Source organism: Gracilibacillus sp. Marseille-QA3620 (genome assembly GCF_054950035.1).
In genome coordinates this window covers 45,848-65,046 of sequence record NZ_CM143102.1, presented here as the reverse complement: position 1 = coordinate 65,046, position 19,199 = coordinate 45,848, and the positions used below count along the sequence as shown (strand labels likewise).

Sequence of the window (19,199 nt, the reverse complement as noted above, 5' to 3'; positions counted from 1 at the left end):
TCCCCTAACTAGTGATGTCTCTCATTATAGAGTGGACAAGCTCATTAATTTGTCATATTGAAGGATGGAGAGAGAAAAAGTCTTCGACGGCATTCCTTGCGAATGGGCAAAACCAAACATAAAGCATGTGCCGTTGACGGGCAATGATCATCTTTTGCTTGAAAGATGTGTAAGAATGAAGGGAACAGGCAAGAATTTGCCATTAATTTAACTGTAATAATCTGATAATTGCGGATAATTTTTAAATCGTTGACAAAGAGACAGGAAGATTGTAAGATACTTTTTGTGTTTAAAAATATGGCGGTGTAGCTCAGCTGGCTAGAGCGTACGGTTCATACCCGTAAGGTCGGGGGTTCGATCCCCTCCGCCGCTACCAATTTTTTATACATGGCCCCTTGGTCAAGCGGTTAAGACACCGCCCTTTCACGGCGGTAACACGGGTTCGAATCCCGTAGGGGTCATTTTTATATAGATAAAAGCCGAGGAATGCGTTCCTCGGCTTTTTTGTGCGCCTTTCACCAAATCTCCTGTGTATACAAAAACAGACCGGCTAATCAGCCGGTCTGTTATATAAAATTGCCAGTTTGTTTCAGCAGCAAGGTTTAGCCGCGTCTTCCTCCTCTGCCACCTCGTTTGGATTCTGTATTCCGTTTAAGAGATGACATACGCTCTTCACTATCTTTTAAGAAGCGGGCCATTTTTTGTTCAAAATTCTCGCGTGGCGGTCTAGAATCATTTCCTCTTCCACCGCGGTTATCACCGCGTCCGCCACGGAAGTCGTTGTTTCTTCTTGGACGTTGCTGATAAGAAGATGGTGCTTCGCTTTCTTTCTTCTCAACAGCCTTCTTGATGGATAGACCAATTTTTCCGTCCTTTTCGACGTTGATGACTTTTACTTCAACTTGGTCACCCACTTTAAGGTGATCGTTGATATCTTTAACATAGTTATCAGCCACTTCACTAATGTGGACTAATCCTGTTGAACCTTCGGGCAGCTCAACAAACGCTCCGAAATGGGTAATTCCTGTTACCTTACCTTGTAACTTGCTGCCTACTTCGATTGACATAAAAAAAATGCTCCTCCTTAAGAAATTAAAAAAATAATAGAGTATAGAAATACTTCCCTATATATTATAATCCCTGTAAAAAATTCGTGTCAACGTGAGGGTAATTTCGTGACCCTTCATTATTCTGGAAGGTTGAAAATAATCTCACCGTCATCCGAAAGGAAATACTCCTTACGGGCAAGCTTCGCGATGTATTCATCATCATTCAGCCTTATGATTTCTTCCTTCAATTGTTCCTCTTCCTTCTGCAAACTGGATAATTGCTCCTTAAGCTCTTGCTTTTGGGCCTCTTTGTCCTTCAGGGCAGATTTCTGAGAATAGAGCGTAGCCAAAACAATGCCGGTTGAAATAACGGCAAAAAGCATGAAGAACATCAGTCTTCTTGCCAGTCCCAATCTCTTCCGCTCAAAGGACTGGGTCCGTTTCTCTTGATATTGAACATATGGTGAGTCGATTTGAGAGATATTTTTCTTTTTCTTATCAAGCGCACCCATTTCCTTGTCCTCCTTCATTCAGATGACCTGTTTATCCACCTATCATAGAATACAATGATACTATTCTTCATACCCGCGATAATCCCTGCCATTTTTGAAAAAAACTTTTCACACGGCCGGCGCAGGACCATAGGCATGATTCTCCATATAATTGCGGCCAAACGGAACAACGGCCAGCATACTACTCTTACTATTGATAATAAGGCCTTTAAAATCATCAAAGCAAGCATAAATATTCCATTCGCTAATTTTGCTGCCATTTTCAAGATGAAGAGAACGGTCCCGGCCAATAGCATGATTATTCCCTTCACTGGCTTGAGCAACAGCATGTCCCCTAAACGAACAAAGAAATGAATCGTCTCAAGCACAAGATGAATCGCTCCCTCGAGCACTTTTTTATATAACCCTTTGAATAGGGCCTGATAGGCTGAATAGCCGCACAAGAGAGCCAGTACAATATAGAAGCGCCATTCACCTGCATTAGCTTTAAAAAGAACAAAGAAAATCAACAGTGCCTGCATACACCAGAATAAGACATCATGAATGAACACGATCCAAAGGGCTCTCTTCGCCCTTTTCAGGAATCGATTATACGTGTCAAAGGCCGCCCCAAAGCTCAAGCCCATTGCAATCATGGACAAGAGCGTCACAAATTGGGTATCAAGACTCATTTGAACAACTTGCCAAAGAACCCTTTAGCTTTCTCCCCGCCGTTCTCATCAAGATAGGTAATTTCATATACCTTTCCCTTAATAGAGACAATTCCCTTATCGACATCGAGGTTCTTCATTTGGAGATTTTGGCCTCTAACTGCCAAGAAGCCCATAACAGTCTCAAGCAAGAATTCCTCATTATCAAAGCTCTCCACTTGCTTGACGCCTGTTATATCCAAAAGCTTGCGGCCCTTCATGCTTATATCATGGTCAGGTGCGGCATTTTTGCCTGCTTGATTTGATTCATAATATTGGCTCATTCTTATCCCCCATTATCAAACATTTTGTAAAAGTGTATGATAAATCGGGATAAATTAGACCAAGCTTCTCTTACTCGGTAATCCGCTCCTCACCGATAATGGAATACATTCCGGCAGCCTCGTCTTTTTTCGTTGTCTCTACTAATTTCTCTACCTTTGCCGTAAGGACCTTTTGGCCAAAGCGAATTTCAAGTGTATCACCGACCTTCACATCAGCAGAAGCTTTCGATTCTTTTCCATTTATTTTAATACGCCCTTGGTCGGCCACTTCCTTTGCCACAGAGCGTCTTTTAATGATTCGTGACACCTTCAAGAATTTATCCAGCCTCATTGTTGTTTCCTCCTAACTCTTTATATCCCCTGCTGCTTGGCTTGATCCCAGAAATGGTCAAGCTCAGCCAGGCTGAAATCTGACCAGCCTTTTCCTGATTCCCTTACACAGCGTTCCACAAACTCAAAACGGTTTCGGAACTTATTATTTGTCCCATGCAAGGCAAGCTCAGGGTCAATGCCCGCAAGCCTTGCCACATTAACACAGGCAAAAAGGACATCTCCGAACTCATCTGCCATTTTAACCAGATTGCGCTCTGGGTGGTCAAGCTCTGACTTGAACTCTTGCAGTTCCTCCAGAACCTTCTCCCAGGCAGGGCTGACATCATCCCAGTCAAATCCTACCTTGGACGCACGCTTCTGAATCTCCTCTGCCTGCATGAGCTTCGGAAGGCTCTCATTCAAACCATTAAACAAGGACTCCTTCTCATCCTTTTCAGTTTTCTTTACCTCCTGCCATGTCTTCTCCACATCCTCCGGCGTATGGGCGGAAGCATCTCCGAAGACATGCGGATGCCTTCTGACCATCTTATCAGAGATGGACTCAATCACATCATCAATCGAGAAGAAGCCGTCATCCTCGCCGATTTTTGCATGGAGCATTACTTGAAGAAGAACATCGCCCAGCTCCTCAATGATATTATCTATATCGTCCTGGTCGATGGCATTTATGAGCTCATAGGCTTCCTCTATTAAATATTTCTTCAAGGTAATATGTGTCTGGGCACGGTCCCATGGACAGCCATCCGGAGCCCTGAGGCGGTCAATGATCTCCCTAAGCTTCCAGAACTCCTTAAATTGCTGCTCAGGAGCAGACAACGGCGACACATAGACTGATGTCAGATTGCTCAGCTCCATCTCCCGGTCTAATTCATATAGCGGCAGCCATTTTACCTGTTCCGAGCTCATGCCGGCTCCTGTTACAAGGCATACTTGATGATTATCCGGATAACGTTCCATCAGCGTCAGCTTTACCTCTGAGGCGATAAAAGCATCATACACCTGACTGATGATGATATGCTGACGCGTATTCAGATCTATAACAGACAGGCTCGTGCCATCAAGAAACTGGAAGCCCTCTACTGGGTCAACCTTAATCGCTGTAAACATAGGGTCAAGGAAGCTCTGTCCTCCCTTGATGACGACATCAATCCCCCGTTCACTCCCTTTTGAGAGAAGAAGCTGTACCGTCATTTCCGCAATTAACGGATGACCCGGAACCCCATATATGACATCCTCTGATAAAGCTTTTTGCAATAGCGTTTCCGCAATCTCTTCGTATACGTCCTCGAATTGGTCATGCTTCTCATAGACAGCATCAAAGCTCTCAATCGAAAGTCCCTCTAAAGAAAGCTCCTTCAATACCGGATGCTCCATTGTTCGGACATACAATAAGGATGTATTCTTTAACAACCGGTAGATCCCGAGCGGAAGCTGTTCAAGCTCTCCCGCTCCCAAACCAATAATGGTAATATGATGACTCATTAAACTTGTGCTCCTAACTTAATTTTTCTCACGCGGCAGCAACCGGACCAGCCGGTCTCCTAAAGGAATCAACAATAGCTCTTCCCTGCTGAATAATTTCATTTTAACCAAAACTGGGAGATAAACTACCACCCCAAGAAGAACGGCACTTAATGCATGAATGGCAGACAGCCATCTTGACGCCAAATATCCTTCAAAGATGATAGAGAAGAGGAATGTGTATCCAGCTAAGGCTCCGAACATGGCGAGTGCGGCTGTTGCTGTGATCGCCATCTGCCGTATGCTTATCATCTCCCCAGATAGCTCCCTGCCAACCAGGATAAGCAGGGCAGCTGCCCCAAAGGCTGTTGCTGCCAAACTGGACCAAGCTGCTCCTTCAATGCCTCCATCCGCAATAAACAGAGGATTCATCACAGCTTTCAGCCCAACAGACAAGCCAACCACGATGATAGAGGCCTTTATGCGCCCCAATGTCTGCAGAATTGTTGCTGAGGTGATGGCCACTGAAGCAAACACAATCATGAAGGCAATAATGATTAACGCATCCCTGCCTTGATCATCCTTAAATAGCATTACATTCACCGAGCTTAATATTGCCGTAAGCCCAACTGCTGCTGCAAGTCCAATTGCAGCACTTACCTTGATTGCAAGCCGGCACATCCTCTTTAATTCTTCTACCGCCTTCTGTTTTCTCAATGAGGACAGAACAGGCACCATTGATAAAGCCAAAGAGGTCGTAATGACCAGCCCAACTTGGATCAATGGCTGCCCCCTGTCATATGTACCTTTTAACACCTTGGCATCTTGCGAAAGAATACCTTGGTCGATAAGAGCAGCATACAGCTGGAAGGAATCTACGAGTTGCAAAATCAGGATATACATGTTACTTAGACAAAACGCCAGCCCTTGAAACAGGAGAATCCTCCCAGATTGAAGAAATATCTCATAGGACGGCCATTGCAGCGGAAAATGCCGATCCCGGTCTTTTATGACAAAGTAGAGCAAAATGACCGTTGCTGCAAGACCTCCATAAACAGACCCCATCATAGCTCCTCTACCAACTGCATAAAGGGAGAAGCCCCTCTCCATTAAGATAAAGGAGCCAATTAAGATGACCGACACCCTGACAATTTGTTCGATTGTTTGCGAGTATGCTGTAGGCAGCATATTCCCGCTCGATTGATAGAGCCCCCTCACACAGGAAATCAACGGAAGTAAAAGCATAGAAACAGCTACTACTTGTATCAAGGGGACGAGCTGAAGATCATTCATGAGAAGAGCAATCTCCTCAGCACCCATATAAAGGAGAGTAAAGCCGAGCAAGCCGAATATGGATATCCAAAGGAGAGAAGCGGTTATAAGCTGCTTATGACCTCCCCTTCCTCCAGAATCCTGTGATGCCAGCATACTTGAGATACCAGCAGGAAATCCGTATGTAGCCAGAACAACGATAATGCCGTAGATTGGATAGACCTGCTGGTAAATATAGAATCCCTCATCACCAGCAATATTCTGAAAGGGAACACGATAAACCGCGCTCAGTACTTTCACAAAAATGGCTGCGGCCGCCAAGACGGCTGCTCCTCGCGCAATCGTGCGCGATGCCCCATATTCCCTGTCCATCAAACGTACACCTCTTTAATCTGTTTCATGTATTATACCATATACACCTAAACCTTTATGAATCCATAAAAAAAGGGCAATCAAAAGATCCCGTTTTACTCAAAACAGATCTTTTGATTGCCCATCATACAATAATCTTAATTATTGTTCCATTTGTTTTGCAAGGAAGCTTGCAGCTGTTTCAATCGCTTTTAATTCGATTTCACCAACAGTTGCTTCTTTTGCAAAAATAACAACGGCACCGATTGGATCACCATTCGCTACGATAGGAGCGATTGTGTATGAAGCCACGTCTTCATCTGCGCCATCAACCAAGGAAACAGTTCCTTTTTGAGTGATAAGTACAGAGTTGCGATCTTCCATGATTTTTTCAACAGAATCACTGATTGCCTTGTTCAAGAATTCCTTCTTAGAGCCTCCCGCTACAGCGATGTATGTATCACGGTCACAGATTAATACTGGGTTGCCAAGGCTATCATATAATGCTTCCGCATATTCTTTAGAGAAATCTCCAAGCTCACTGATTGGAGAATATTTTTTAAGGATTACTTCTCCGTCTCTATCCACAAAAATTTCCAAAGGATCTCCCTCACGGATTCGGAGTGTTCTCCGAATTTCTTTAGGAATAACAACGCGTCCTAGATCATCAATGCGACGAACAATACCTGTTGCTTTCATTCTGTGTTGCCTCTCTTTCATCGGGTTTGTTTTTTGCGACACGTCCTGCTGCCATTTGACGAAAATGCCGCCGATGCTTGCACTTAGTATTTTTCTAATGGTAACTTCTATACACTAAGAAAATTATTTCTTTTTTAATGGGGGTTTCTCCTGTAAAGCACTAAAGGGTAAAGGCGTTTAATCTGCCTTTACCTTTTTGTTCTTCTCGAGCTCGGAAACCAGCTCAAAGGCAGCATTGAGCCAGTCCTCTGCCGGAACCTTCTTTACATACAGAACCATTTTCAAGCAATTGGCTTCCATACCTAAGCCAACCATGCGGCCATACTTAGAGGCAGCCTTAAACAATAAATGTCCGTCTATTTCTTTGCTTGATTTTTCGGAGGTGAGTATGGTTACTTCATCTTTAACTTGCTTAATTGATTCTACGCCTGCGCGTATCGCCCGAATTTTCATATCGGCAATTTTGAAAAGGTAAGTAACTTCTACTGGGAATTCTCCAAAACGATCGAGCATTTCATCTCGGAGTTCATCGAGCTCCTCTTCTGTTGAAACCGCTCTGAAACGTTTATACATTTCAATTTTCTGATTTCCATCAGCTATATAAGCATCTGGAATATAGGCATCAACTTCAAGGTCAATTTCAATTGGATTATGGGTATCTTTATTTATGTCCCCTTTTCGTTTCTGAATTGCTTCTGCAAGCATCTGGGAATAAAGGTCAAATCCAACTGAGTCGATAAAGCCATGCTGCTCAGCTCCCAATAGATTACCAGCACCCCGAATGGTCAAATCCCTCATAGCTATTTTAAAGCCTGAACCCAACTCTGTAAATTCCTTTATTGCCTGCAAGCGCTTCTCTGCAACCTCAGTAAGTACTTTGTCCGGTCTGTAAGTGAAATACGCATAGGCAACCCGATTGGATCTTCCAACCCTTCCTCGCAGTTGATATAACTGGGATAAGCCCATTCTATCAGCATCATAAACAATGAGTGTATTCACATTTGGAATGTCTACACCCGTCTCAATAATGGTAGTACTTACCAACACATCTGCCTCCCCTTCAAGGAAGCTGTACATGACAGATTCAAGCTCACTTTCCGTCATTTTTCCATGTGCGACAACAATGCGGGCATCTGGAACAAGCATAGCGAGCTCTTCTGCTTTGCGCTCAATATCCTCTACACGATTGTATAAGTAATAGACCTGCCCACCGCGAGCAAGCTCACGCTCAATGGCCTCTCGAGCAAGCAAAGCATTATATTCCATTACATAGGTCTGAACTGGGAACCTATTCTCCGGCGGCGTCTCTATAACAGACAAATCCCGTACCCCCAGCATAGACATATGCAGCGTCCTTGGAATTGGCGTAGCTGTCAAGGTCAGGACATCCACATTCGTCTTCAGCCTCTTGATCTTTTCCTTATGGGTTACACCAAAGCGCTGCTCCTCATCCACCACCAAAAGCCCAAGATCATGGTACACAATATCCTTTGAGAGCAGGCGGTGAGTACCAACTACAACATCAACGGTGCCATTCTTCAGCCCCTTAATCGTTTCATTCTGCTCCTTCCTCGTCCGGAAGCGGCTCAACAAGCCAATATTAATCGGGAATTCCTGAAATCTCTCCCGCATGGTCTCATAATGCTGTTGGGCAAGAATCGTTGTCGGCACAAGGAAGGCCACCTGTTTGCCATCAGCAATGGCTTTAAAGACCGCACGAATAGCGACCTCAGTCTTGCCATAGCCAACATCACCGCAAAGAAGGCGATCCATCGGCCGTTCTCGTTCCATATCTTTCTTGATCTCCACGATGGAGCGCAGCTGATCCTCTGTCTCCTTATAAGGGAAGGAGGCCTCGAAATCCCGCTGCATCTCCCCGTCTGGCATAAATCCATAGCCTTTTGCTGTTTCCCTTTCAGCATAGAGCTTGATTAAATCATCAGCGATATCCTGAACAGTTGATTGAACCTTGCTCTTGACACGCTTCCATTCAGCGCCTCCGAGCTTGTACATTTTAGGCTCTTTACCCTCAGAACCCACATATTTTTGAATGAGCTCTATCTGGTCTACAGGCACATAAAGCTTGTCATTGCCTTGATAACGGATATGCAGATAATCCTTATGAATGCCGTTTATCACTAAAGTCTCAATTCCAAGGAACTTCCCAATACCATGATTCACGTGAACGACATAGTCTCCAGGCTTCAGCTCGGAATAATTCTTGATTCGCTCGGCATTGGTCATCTTCTGCCTTCTTACTGATTTCCGCGTACGTTTATTAAACAGCTCTTTTTCGGTGACAATGGCTGCTTTCTGCAGCGGTAGCTCAAAGCCAGTCTGCAATTGGCCCTCCATAATTTGAATGGCGCCATCCTTAATACCGTCCTGGTCATTGACAATATCTGCCTGCATATCATAGTCATCAAGTATGCGCTCAATTCGTTTGACACGCTCAGGGTCTGTTCCCATCAGAATAACGGTATATTTACCCTTTTTCCATCTGTCAAACTCAGCCTTCAATACATTCATCTGCCCATGGAAATCCTGCATCGGCTTACAGGATATATTCACGATATTTTGCGGGCTCGTATTGGCTGCGTGACGGAGGAAGAGGGATAAATAAACAGACAGGTGCCTCCTGCGCTGCATAAGGGATGATAACGAGTGGGAAAGCATGATGTCGTGGATGATTTTCCCATCAGCTATCAAGGACGTATAGTATTCAGCCTCTTCCTTGTCTAGCTGGTCACCCATCTCCTGAATTCTTGAGACCTCATCAAAAATAACGACACTTGATTCAGGAATATAGTCTATCAAACTAGCCGGCTGATCATAGGCAAGGGAAAGGTATTGGGCCATATGTTCAAAGGTTTCCCCGCTTCTAAGCATGCTGATTTCATGTTCAATTTGCATGAGCATATTCTCTTTAGCTTGCTTATCCTTCATTTTTTTGAGGGAGTTCTCTAAGCCTTCCTCAAGACGTTCAGCAATCTTAAACAACCCTGCCTTACTCACAATGGTTTCTGTAACAGGGCTTAATGTTGCTTCCTTCACTTTTTCTAATGAACGCTGGTCCTCGACGGAAAAGGTTCGAATCGAATCAATTTCGGTATCGAATAATTCTATTCGGATAGGATTCTCCTCTGTCAGGGGAAAAATATCCATGATTCCACCCCTGAGAGAAAACTCACCGGGTGCAGTAACCATATCTGCTCTTGTATAACCAATCGCCACAAGCTTGGATAAGGCTTTATCAATCTCTATATCCTTGCCAACCTTCAGCACTAATTGACTTTCGGCCCATACCTCTGCAGGCGGAAGTAATTTTTTGATACCTGAAATAGGCGCAATAATAATGCCCTCTTTCGGTCCGTTCGACAGATAATTTAAGGTTTCAATCCTTTGTGTACGGAGCTCGGGACTTGCAATACTCAGCTCCGCAGCAATTAACTCATTCGCTGGGAACAGATAGATCTTATCCTTCTCTAATATTGAGGTTAAATCCTCGTAAATTTTTTGGGCATTCAAAAGATTAGGTGTCACAACCAACAGCGGTCTATTCGTTTGCTCATATAATCCGGCCATGAACAATGAGCGTGCTGAGCCCGATAAACCAGCAATCATCTGCTCCTTCAATCCCGCTTCAATTCCCTCCTGGATAGAGGTAATGTCTTTATTCGTTGATAATAGCTGTTGTAGTCTTTTCAACTGTCTGTCCTCCCTTCAACTGTCTTCTATATTGTTAGATTGATAGATGGTATAGGTCTTATTTAGAAACAGAAAAACGCTTTGGAGTACGCCTTCCAAAGCAAATCTCTGTCTTATTGAATTAGGTAATCAAGCAAATGGTAATCCGGCTGCTGCTCCAATGCCTCCTGACAGGATTCACAGATGGAGCGGATTTGGATAACTCCATTATCATCATAACCTATTATCTCTTCTCTTTCCTCGGCTGTTAGCACTTCAAGAACCGATTGATAATATTCCTTATGCTGTTCTTCGAGATTGCCTAAGACATGCCCGCAATGCCTGCAGTAATAGTGTAGCGCCATTCATTTACCTCCGCATCCTAATACTGTTAGTATTCACGTTTATGCCTGATTTTATTCAGAACGAGCCATATGAAGCGAGCTTACCCGTTATACGTATTCATCACCTTGAGGAATGGTTCCTTCAGCCATTGTTCACAAGCCTCTACAGACTTCCCTATTGCATCAGCCATGACCGCCTGCTCCTGCTCACCGAAGTTGGTCAGTACATAATCAGGTACTGGTATTCTTCCCTCCGGCCGTCCTATCCCTACACGGATCCGGTTAAACCCATCCCCGCCGAGATGCTGGATAGCTGATTTCATACCGTTATGGCCGCCGGCACTGCCCTTTTGTCGCAGCCGTATCTTCCCTTTCGGTAAATCTAAATCATCATAAATAATGGCAATATCCTCGAGACCGATTTTGTAAAAATTCGCCAAAGGGGCGATAGCCTCACCTGAGAGGTTCATATATGTTAACGGCTTAAGCAGCACGACTTTCTCACCTGCGACTGTGCCTACTCCGTATAAGCCATTATACTTGCTTTGATTCAATTTGATGTTCCATTTCTCAGCCAATGCATCAATAATGATGAAGCCGATATTATGACGTGTTCTTTCATATTTTGCCCCTGGATTCCCAAGGCCGACGATTAATTTCATTGTATAACACTTCCTTGTAGGTTAAACCCTTTTCATTTCCTCTTCATATTTTATACTTTTTATGGATTTAAGCAAAATAAAGTTCGCCTGTTCGCTAGGTTTTACGAATATCTTTTCTATACATATGTTGTTTTGAGGAGAGTTTGACCAAGTATTTTTGTTAAATCGCTTGGTTTTTATAAGAAACCTGTCCTTTTAGGTCTAACTCCTTCTAGGTTACCCCTATTTTCTGCGGAATGAACAGCCTTATTAGTGCGCACTCCACAGAAAACAGGATTAGCCGATAAAAAAGGGCTGCCAGACCCATGCCCGGCAACCCTGTTTGTTGACTTACAATAATCGGATGCGTTATTCAGCAGGTGCCTCTTCTGGGGCCCCTTCTACAGCTCCTTCATCAGCTTCAGCTTCAACTCTAGGAGCAAGGATAGAGGCAATTACTTCATCCTCATCCTGTGTGATGGTATAGTCACCATCCTGATTCAAATCAGCAACAATGATGGTATCACCAATTTGCAGATTAGAGATGTCATATTCAATAGAGGCAGGAATCTCGTTCGGTTTCGCACTCACGGTTACTTCATGCAAGGATTGCTGAATAACACCACCCTCCTTGACACCGGCTGCTTCGCCAACAAGGTCAATACGTACATCTACTTCGAGTTCCTCGGACATGTTGACAACCAAGAAATCAGCGTGAATCATATGGCCTTTTATGCTGTCTTGCTGGTATTCACCCAGCATCACACTTTCCTTTTGACCGCCGAGGTCGAGTGCTAGTACACCATTTCTTCCGCTTTCCTTCATAGCCTTCAGGAATTCGCCCTCATCAACATATATGGGTGAAGTCGGTTTGTTATTTCCATACACGACTGCCGGGAATTTTCCGTTTTCTCTAAGCTTTCGTAATGAGGAACGTTTGAACTCTTCCCTTTTAGTTGCTTGTAATGTCATTGCCATACCACTTACACCATCCTTTTTCTATTTGAACGAGTATCCTATACCTAATCCCCTCTTTAAGACAGGTATAAACATATAGCGCGGCGATTTCTTAAATCATTTTCCATATAGGAAAAGCGGATGCTCTGACGTAAGGACTGTTAGATGAATGCAAAGAAGCCGAATGGAGGTTCCATTCAGCTTCTTTAGTATAGTATGGAGATTGCCATTTCAGTTGATCAATCGAATAGTGTACTTACAGATTGTTCTTCGTGTACACGGATGATGGCTTCACCGATAAGAGAAGCAACTGATAGATTGACGATCTTGTCAATTTGCTTTTCTTCTGGCAATGCGATTGTGTTTGTAATAACCAATTCTTTAATGTTGGAGTTTTGGATTCTCTCGATGGCAGGACCAGAGAGAACAGGGTGTGTACAGCAAGCATACACTTCTTTTGCTCCATTTTCTTTAAGAGCATTGGCAGCCAATGTAATCGTACCTGCTGTATCGATGATATCATCAATCAAAATGGCTGTTTTCCCTTCAATATTACCAACAATGTTCATAACTTCAGCTACATTTGGACGCGGACGGCGTTTGTCGATGATGGCAATCGGTGCTTTCAGACGATCTGCCATCTTACGCGCACGTGTTACACCGCCGTGGTCTGGAGATACGATAACAATATCATCCAATTCTTTTGCTTGGAAATAGTCCGCAAGAATCGGAACACCCATTAAGTGGTCGATTAGAATATCAAAGAAGCCTTGAATTTGCGGCGCGTGCAAGTCAAGTGTAATAACGCGTGTAGCCCCTGCTGTTTCAAGCAAATTGGCTACCAATTTAGCTGTGATTGGCTCACGAGCTCTAGCTTTACGATCTTGACGAGCATAGCCGTAATAAGGCATAACGATATTGATTGTTTTAGCAGATGCTCTCTTCAACGCATCAATCATGATGAGTAATTCCATTAAGTGTTCATTTACAGGAGCACTAGTGGATTGGATAACGAATACATCACATCCGCGGATACTTTCTTCAATATTGATTTGCACTTCACCATCGCTGAATTGTGATACTGTGCATTTCCCAAGTTCAACGCCAATAACATTTGCAATTTCCTCCGCTAATTGAGGATTGGAATTGAGTGAGAATACTTTTAGATTGGGATCTAAATATCGATTTGACATTTTATAATGGGCCTCCAAGACTATTTATTAATATTTAGCTTATTTACATAGTTTTCTTTATTCACTTGACGTGCACGCGCAACGGATAGCGCCTCTCCCGGAACATCCTTCGTAATGGTTGAACCAGCAGCAACATATGCACTCTTTCCTACGGTTACTGGAGCAACTAAATTGGAATTGCATCCAATGAACGCTCCATCTTCTATCCTGGTTAAGAATTTATTCTTCCCATCATAGTTAACCGTAATACTTCCGCATCCGACATTTACCTGCTCGCCAATTTCAGCATCTCCCAAATAACTTAAATGGGATGCCTTGCTGCCCTTTCCAAGAGTCGCCTTCTTCAGCTCTACGAAGTTGCCGATCTTCGCTTCATCATGAATGGCTGATTGCGGACGAATATGAGAGAAAGGACCGATTTGGACATCTGAACCTATTTGGCTATCATGAGCGACCGACTGGCGAACCACTGTGCGGTCTTTAATATCACAATCCTTGATTTCTGTGTTCGGACCGATATGACACTCGCTGCCAATTGTTGTCTTTCCTTTAATCATTGTCCCAGGGTAAACATACGTATCCGGGCCAATGACCACATCCGGGTGGATATACGTATGGTCAGGATCAATGAGCGTTACCCCATTTCTCATATGACCTTCATTGATTCGACGCTTGAGTATCGTTTCTGCCTGTGAAAGAGCAACGCGGTCATTGATGCCTAATGTTTCATCAAAGTTCGGTGTTTCAAAGGCTGAAACAATCTCTCCCTGCTGCTTCAATATCTCAATGACATCCGGCAAATAATATTCGCCCTGAGCATTTTCATTTGAAACATTCTCCAGACATTCAAACAGCAATTTATTATCAAAGCAGTAAGTGCCTGTATTGATTTCTTGAACAAGCAGCTCCTCTGGGGATGCATCTTTATGCTCAACAATCTTCTCAACCAAGCCTTCAGCATTTCGGATTACGCGTCCATAGCCGGCAGGGTTAGCCGTACGAGCAGTAAGAATAGTTGCTTTAGCTTTCTGTGCTGCATGCACATCAAGCAATGCTTCCAGTGTGTCTGCGGTAATGAGAGGGGTATCTCCGCAAATAACAAGCGTTGTTCCTTCTTCATTCCCTAATATATCTTTAGCCTGCATAACAGCATGAGCTGTGCCTAATTGTTCTGCCTGCAGGGCATATTCTGTCTTTGAACCTACTACTTCTTTAACATCTTCCGCACCATGGCCAATAATTGTTACGATCTTAGAAGCCTTAATAGAAGAAACATTGTCAATCACATGCTCTACCATCGGCTTGCCGCAAACGGGATGCAATACTTTATAAAGACTCGATTTCATTCGAGTGCCTTTTCCCGCCGCCAGTATGATTGCATTTCGGTTCGTCATGATAGCCCTCCGTTTACCTTTTTATCCATTTAAGACTATACATGAACTAATTATTCTTTTCAAGAAGGGAGGGCAAAACTGTCAATTTATTTCTGGATTCCTTGAATGGGGATTTGATTAAACTGGGGGATTTTTGGGGATATAAAAAAGAGCCTCTCAGATGGTCGGCTCTTAGATGTAGTACTTCTATTCTCTCTCTTTAATTAGGATGCTCCCGCTCCTTCTAATTCAACCTCTTCAACATCACCTACACGATGATATTCGGCAAGAACGGCTTCCTGAATCTTACCGCGTGTACCAGAATTGATTGGGTGTGCAATATCACGGAATTCTCCGTCTGGTGTACGTTTACTTGGCATAGCAACGAACAAACCATTATTGCCATCAATTACTCGGATGTCATGGACAACGAATTCATTATCCAAAGTGATGGATGCGATTGCTCTCATCCTGCCATCAGTGTTTACACGGCGTAATCTTACGTCAGTAACTTCCATAATGTCACCACCTTTTATAAAAGCGAATTACTAACTATTTCCACAAAACTATCTAATTTCCTTCTTTTATATTGAAAAATATTCAAAAAATAGATAAAAAATTTAGTTTAGGAAGAATATAGTTGGTAAAATCGCTCTATAAAAGGTCTATCATCTAGTAGAATCCGGGTGATTAGGCAAAAAAGTTTCCTTTGTTCACCTTAATCATTTTCTCTTTCACATTCACATCCGATAGCTTCATCAATGATACATACTCATCAACCAAGCGTTCCTCTGCATGCTCTGCCTCTACTAGTACAGCAATACCTGCTACTTTCGCTTCAAACTCTTCAAGCAAATTAACCATCCCGTTGACGGTTCCACCTGCCTTCATAAAGTCATCAACAATCAAGACATTGGCTTCCTTCGGCAAGCTTCTTTTCGATAGAACCATTGTTTGGATTCGTTTTGATGAGCCCGACACATAATTAATGCTGATTGTCGGCCCTTCCGTCACTAGCGAATCCCTTCGAACAATTACGACAGGCACATTTAAATACCGCGCTACAGCATAAGCGATTGGGATTCCCTTGGTGGCAACTGTCATGATGACATCAATTTCCTGATCACTGTACCGGGAAGCAATCAGCTTTCCGACATTATCAAGGATTCGAGGCTGGCCCAATATATCTGTCATATAAAGATAGCCGCCTGGAAGAAGTCTTTCCGGTGTTTCCATCATTTCGCATAATTCACCAATGATGTGAGCTGCCTCTTCAACCCCCGCACCAGGAATGTACTTCACACCGCCTGCTGCACCAGGAACCGTCAAGATCGTTCCTTTTTCCTTTAACTCAAGGGTCTCCTTAATAATCGCTAAATCCTCACTAATAGAGGACTTTGCCGACTGATATTGTTCGGAAAAGAAGGAAAGCGGTATGAGCGTTGAAGGGTGAGCCATTAAATAGGTAGTCATATCTACCAAGCGTTCACTCCTGCGTAATTTCATAAGTACCCTCCATACACGAATATTTTAATGTAATTCTATCTTATTGTACGTGTTTATTCAACCTCATTCCGATTTCCTAACAGCCGTACAGCAAAGACATTGTCACAAAATCCTCTTAATCCGTTATAAACCCGCTGCATACGGGAATCATGCTCAACAAGGCCAAACACGGTTGGGCCGCTCCCGCTCATTAATACAGCATCAGCACCGAAACGGCTCATTTGCTCCTTGATCATCCGGACCTCTGGATACATCGCTAATGTTACGCTCTCCAGCACATTCCCCATATTATTGCACATACCATCATAATCGTGTTCATAGATGGCCTGTACCATGCTCGGAATATTGGGATGGCAAACCTCATCGACTTTAAGATTTCGGTATACATCAGCTGTGGAAACACCAATTGTCGGCTTCGCTAGAATGACCCAACTGCTTGGAGGGGAGGGCAAATGCTCAATCTTTTCCCCGCGCCCTCTCGCAATAGCTGTTCCGCCATGTACGCAGAAGGCAACGTCTGACCCTATTTCTGAACCGATTTCTGCTAATTCATCCATGGATAATCCGAGACTCCACATTTTGTTCAAGCCCCTCAGTGTGGCTGCTGCATCACTGCTGCCGCCGGCAAGACCTGCTGCAACTGGGATCTGCTTATCAATCGTTATATCAACACCTGTATTAATCGAGAACCGTTTCTTAAGCAAGTCAGCAGCCTGATAGGCTAAATTCCTGCTATCATCCGGAACAAAGCGGTTATGTGAATTAATCCTGATTGTATTTCCGCTTCGCTCTGCAAGCTCGATACGATCAGCCAAATCAACATTGGTCATCACCATCTCTACTTCGTGAAAACCGTCCTCCCGCTTATATAAAACATCCAGCGCCAAGTTTATCTTAGCAGGTGCTTTCTCCATCCATTTCATTATGTTCACCTACTTTATCCTTTTGTTTCCTCCTCACATTGTACATTTTCATCGCATCAATCGCCACTATTCGCACGAAATTTTATTTCCCAGCAAAGCAAAGCCCCTGAGGACATAAAATCCCAGGGGCTCGCATCACCGCACCAAACGAGTTTGTTTTAGAAGTGAACAGGTATTAAGGTATTTCCTAAGAGCGGTTAGCTAATTGCTCCTCGGCGATTTGTATGGCCCGTTTGACCATATTTCCCGCGTCAGAAGCTTTTATGCCTCCCCAGCCTTCTTTCTGCACAACATCCCAAAACCCGAGTTCTTTCGCAAGCTCTTCTTTGAATCGTTCAGACATCATACTTCTTCTGCCCAAAGCGAACAGCCCCTTTCTAATAGGTGCGGCTCTCATAGCTTTTGCCCGCTGCTTTCTCTTTATGTTGACCAAATTATAGTAAAAAAGCAGTGGACGCTTGTCCACTGCCGTTTAAGCCATTTTTCCTGATGTCTCTTCAGTAAATGTTAATTCCACTGTTTCTGTCAATACGTCTGCATAGCTGTAGGAAACTCGCTCAAAGGAGTTCTCGTCTTGATCCAATTCGACAACGAACACCGATGGATAAGTCTCAGCTAATACACCTGAACGTTCGATAGTTTTTCTTCTACCGCCATTCGCCTTGAGTAGCAACTTCTGCCCCAAATGGGAATCCAAAATTTGTTTAATATCAGTCAAACTTTTTGGCATGCTTCGTCCACCTCACTAAGATTTAGTATAGCACATTTTAAAATGACGGTCAAACAAAATAATAAATTATATCAGTGATTAAATTTGTTTGTCAACGTTTTTTATCCCAAAAATTTCTCTTTTTTTCTCTCTTTTAACATACCCTATTCGACATCCACTTATGTATGTTATTAACAAATCAAGCAAAATAAATAAGCCGCCCCATTTTGTTCGGGCGGCTCTCCTTATACGTCATTCTTAGGCACTTGGTCTTCCTTTGGGTGAAATGGCAGCCCAATTCGCAAGGCACCCTTTGATTCAACTCCTCCAAGGCCGCGTTCCCCTGTCAGTGTATTCCGTACGACATCCCATACATTGATCTGATCCATGAAGGATGTATAACTGACCTTTGCCACAATGTAAACCGGGTCTAAAGCATGGATGTTCACACGTGTGGGGGAGCTGGCGAAATTTGCCCCAGCGACAATCAATGACTCAAAATGCGATTGGCAGGCCCCGGCAAAGATTACAAGCTGATCAAGGTGGTGCACCTTCTTTCGTGCCTCTTTAACGGTCAAAACAAAATCCTTCGAGTGCCTGTAAGCACGGATATCGTCCACAGTCCCCTTTGTTTTGGAATAGGAGTCATGTCCGGTAATTACCAGAATATCGGGTCTATACCGGTCCAGCAATTCCCCTATCTTATAAGGCATCTCCTTCTCCCGGCAATGGACCCCGTGAACTGGAATACCAATTTGCTGATAGAGCTCCAAGCATTTTTTTAAATAAGCGGGATCGCCGTCTAGATGGAGCACCTTCCCGGGTATTTGAAAATAATCTGCTTGATGCCGGTATCCTTCTGTACATTCATATTCCTTCTTATGCCGCATACGCTCGAATTCCTGGGTCAGCAGGTGATTAGATTGGTCGACAAGCATATTCGTGCTTCTATCCCTCGCTGCCCGCCTCGCCTCTCCTATGGGCTCAAGGTCATCGATTGGAGCATCAGCGACAAGCCGGATGTCTTCTCCATATAAAACAGCGATATCCCTGCCCTGATGGGTGCGAAAATCAATCACACGGAAATATATATCACATTCATATGACTTTCGGCCGACGATATCATTTATCCTTACCATGAAAGCCTCACTCCACACTATGGTGACCATATCGTAACCAATGGTTTCTTCATAGGCTATGCACAATAGGACATTAT

Annotated in this window: 21 protein-coding genes and 2 tRNA genes; 3 read left to right on the top strand and 20 right to left on the bottom strand. The window is 43.7% G+C overall.

Annotated elements, in window-relative coordinates; genetic code table 11:
- Positions 1 to 64 precede the first annotated feature (64 nt).
- The 3 genes from ACY8DX_RS00345 to ACY8DX_RS00335 all read left to right on the top strand — a co-directional run bounded on the left by ACY8DX_RS00345 (position 65) and on the right by ACY8DX_RS00335 (position 461).
- Positions 65 to 211 (top strand): hypothetical protein, encoded by a 147-nt coding sequence (locus ACY8DX_RS00345; protein ID WP_197089964.1) that lies wholly within the window; start codon positions 65 to 67, stop codon positions 209 to 211.
- An 88-nt stretch (positions 212 to 299) separates the two neighbouring features.
- Positions 300 to 376, top strand: a tRNA-Met gene (locus ACY8DX_RS00340).
- 13 nt (positions 377 to 389) lie between these two features.
- Positions 390 to 461 (top strand) — tRNA-Glu (locus ACY8DX_RS00335).
- A 141-nt stretch (positions 462 to 602) separates the two neighbouring features.
- Here ACY8DX_RS00335 and ACY8DX_RS00330 read toward each other — a convergent pair.
- The 20 genes from ACY8DX_RS00330 to yabG form a co-directional block, all read right to left on the bottom strand.
- Positions 603 to 1,067, bottom strand: a complete 465-nt coding sequence (locus tag ACY8DX_RS00330) for a S1 domain-containing RNA-binding protein (protein ID WP_049672597.1) — start codon at positions 1,065 to 1,067, stop codon at positions 603 to 605.
- Between the two features lie 119 nt (positions 1,068 to 1,186).
- Positions 1,187 to 1,561: an FtsB family cell division protein gene (locus ACY8DX_RS00325; protein WP_049672598.1), complete on the bottom strand. Its 375-nt coding sequence runs from the start codon at positions 1,559 to 1,561 to the stop codon at positions 1,187 to 1,189.
- A gap of 14 nt (positions 1,562 to 1,575) precedes the next feature.
- The gene (gene yabQ, locus ACY8DX_RS00320; RefSeq protein WP_439802643.1) at positions 1,576 to 2,232 is read right to left on the bottom strand and encodes a spore cortex biosynthesis protein YabQ; all 657 of its coding nucleotides are present in this window, start codon (positions 2,230 to 2,232) and stop codon (positions 1,576 to 1,578) included.
- The gene (gene yabP / locus ACY8DX_RS00315) at positions 2,229 to 2,534 is read right to left on the bottom strand and encodes a sporulation protein YabP (RefSeq protein ID WP_049672600.1); all 306 of its coding nucleotides are present in this window, start codon (positions 2,532 to 2,534) and stop codon (positions 2,229 to 2,231) included. The genes yabQ and yabP overlap by 4 nt, the downstream gene beginning before the upstream one ends.
- 70 nt (positions 2,535 to 2,604) lie before the next feature.
- On the bottom strand, positions 2,605 to 2,865 hold the full coding sequence (locus ACY8DX_RS00310) for an RNA-binding S4 domain-containing protein (RefSeq protein ID WP_049672601.1): 261 nt from the start codon (positions 2,863 to 2,865) through the stop codon (positions 2,605 to 2,607).
- Between the two features lie 20 nt (positions 2,866 to 2,885).
- A complete protein-coding gene (gene yabN, locus ACY8DX_RS00305) occupies positions 2,886 to 4,349 on the bottom strand; it encodes a bifunctional methyltransferase/pyrophosphohydrolase YabN (RefSeq protein WP_439802644.1) in 1,464 nt (487 codons plus the stop codon).
- A gap of 18 nt (positions 4,350 to 4,367) precedes the next feature.
- Entirely contained in the window at positions 4,368 to 5,972 is a 1,605-nt protein-coding gene (locus ACY8DX_RS00300; RefSeq protein WP_462406034.1) for a putative polysaccharide biosynthesis protein, read from the bottom strand.
- A 141-nt stretch (positions 5,973 to 6,113) separates the two neighbouring features.
- Positions 6,114 to 6,650, bottom strand: a complete 537-nt coding sequence (gene spoVT, locus ACY8DX_RS00295; protein ID WP_049672604.1) for a stage V sporulation protein T — start codon at positions 6,648 to 6,650, stop codon at positions 6,114 to 6,116.
- Positions 6,651 to 6,827: 177 nt separating this feature from the next.
- Positions 6,828 to 10,358: a transcription-repair coupling factor gene (gene mfd / locus ACY8DX_RS00290; RefSeq protein WP_462406033.1), complete on the bottom strand. Its 3,531-nt coding sequence runs from the start codon at positions 10,356 to 10,358 to the stop codon at positions 6,828 to 6,830.
- Between the two features lie 113 nt (positions 10,359 to 10,471).
- Positions 10,472 to 10,702, bottom strand: a complete 231-nt coding sequence (locus tag ACY8DX_RS00285) for an anti-sigma-F factor Fin (protein ID WP_049672606.1) — start codon at positions 10,700 to 10,702, stop codon at positions 10,472 to 10,474.
- 80 nt (positions 10,703 to 10,782) lie between these two features.
- Positions 10,783 to 11,343: an aminoacyl-tRNA hydrolase gene (gene pth, locus ACY8DX_RS00280; protein WP_049672607.1), complete on the bottom strand. Its 561-nt coding sequence runs from the start codon at positions 11,341 to 11,343 to the stop codon at positions 10,783 to 10,785.
- Positions 11,344 to 11,691: 348 nt separating this feature from the next.
- The gene (locus ACY8DX_RS00275; RefSeq protein ID WP_049672608.1) at positions 11,692 to 12,300 is read right to left on the bottom strand and encodes a 50S ribosomal protein L25/general stress protein Ctc; all 609 of its coding nucleotides are present in this window, start codon (positions 12,298 to 12,300) and stop codon (positions 11,692 to 11,694) included.
- 218 nt (positions 12,301 to 12,518) lie between these two features.
- Positions 12,519 to 13,472: a ribose-phosphate diphosphokinase gene (locus ACY8DX_RS00270; RefSeq protein WP_049672609.1), complete on the bottom strand. Its 954-nt coding sequence runs from the start codon at positions 13,470 to 13,472 to the stop codon at positions 12,519 to 12,521.
- Positions 13,473 to 13,492: 20 nt separating this feature from the next.
- Positions 13,493 to 14,866, bottom strand: a complete 1,374-nt coding sequence (gene glmU, locus ACY8DX_RS00265; protein WP_049672610.1) for a bifunctional UDP-N-acetylglucosamine diphosphorylase/glucosamine-1-phosphate N-acetyltransferase GlmU — start codon at positions 14,864 to 14,866, stop codon at positions 13,493 to 13,495.
- Positions 14,867 to 15,069: 203 nt separating this feature from the next.
- The gene (spoVG, locus tag ACY8DX_RS00260) at positions 15,070 to 15,363 is read right to left on the bottom strand and encodes a septation regulator SpoVG (RefSeq protein ID WP_049672611.1); all 294 of its coding nucleotides are present in this window, start codon (positions 15,361 to 15,363) and stop codon (positions 15,070 to 15,072) included.
- A gap of 172 nt (positions 15,364 to 15,535) precedes the next feature.
- Positions 15,536 to 16,351 carry a pur operon repressor gene (gene purR, locus ACY8DX_RS00255; protein WP_049672612.1) on the bottom strand — a complete coding sequence of 272 codons (816 nt, stop codon included), beginning with the start codon at positions 16,349 to 16,351 and terminating at the stop codon, positions 15,536 to 15,538.
- A gap of 53 nt (positions 16,352 to 16,404) precedes the next feature.
- Complete coding sequence (gene ispE, locus ACY8DX_RS00250) at positions 16,405 to 17,274, bottom strand: 4-(cytidine 5'-diphospho)-2-C-methyl-D-erythritol kinase (RefSeq protein ID WP_049672613.1); 870 nt, start codon at positions 17,272 to 17,274, stop codon at positions 16,405 to 16,407.
- A 187-nt stretch (positions 17,275 to 17,461) separates the two neighbouring features.
- Positions 17,462 to 17,671: a small, acid-soluble spore protein, alpha/beta type gene (locus ACY8DX_RS00245; RefSeq protein ID WP_049673087.1), complete on the bottom strand. Its 210-nt coding sequence runs from the start codon at positions 17,669 to 17,671 to the stop codon at positions 17,462 to 17,464.
- A 75-nt stretch (positions 17,672 to 17,746) separates the two neighbouring features.
- A complete protein-coding gene (veg, locus tag ACY8DX_RS00240) occupies positions 17,747 to 18,004 on the bottom strand; it encodes a biofilm formation stimulator Veg (RefSeq protein WP_049672614.1) in 258 nt (85 codons plus the stop codon).
- Positions 18,005 to 18,228: 224 nt separating this feature from the next.
- Positions 18,229 to 19,122, bottom strand: coding sequence for a sporulation peptidase YabG (yabG, locus tag ACY8DX_RS00235; RefSeq protein ID WP_049672615.1), 894 nt, complete (start codon positions 19,120 to 19,122; stop codon positions 18,229 to 18,231).
- Positions 19,123 to 19,199 lie beyond the last annotated feature (77 nt).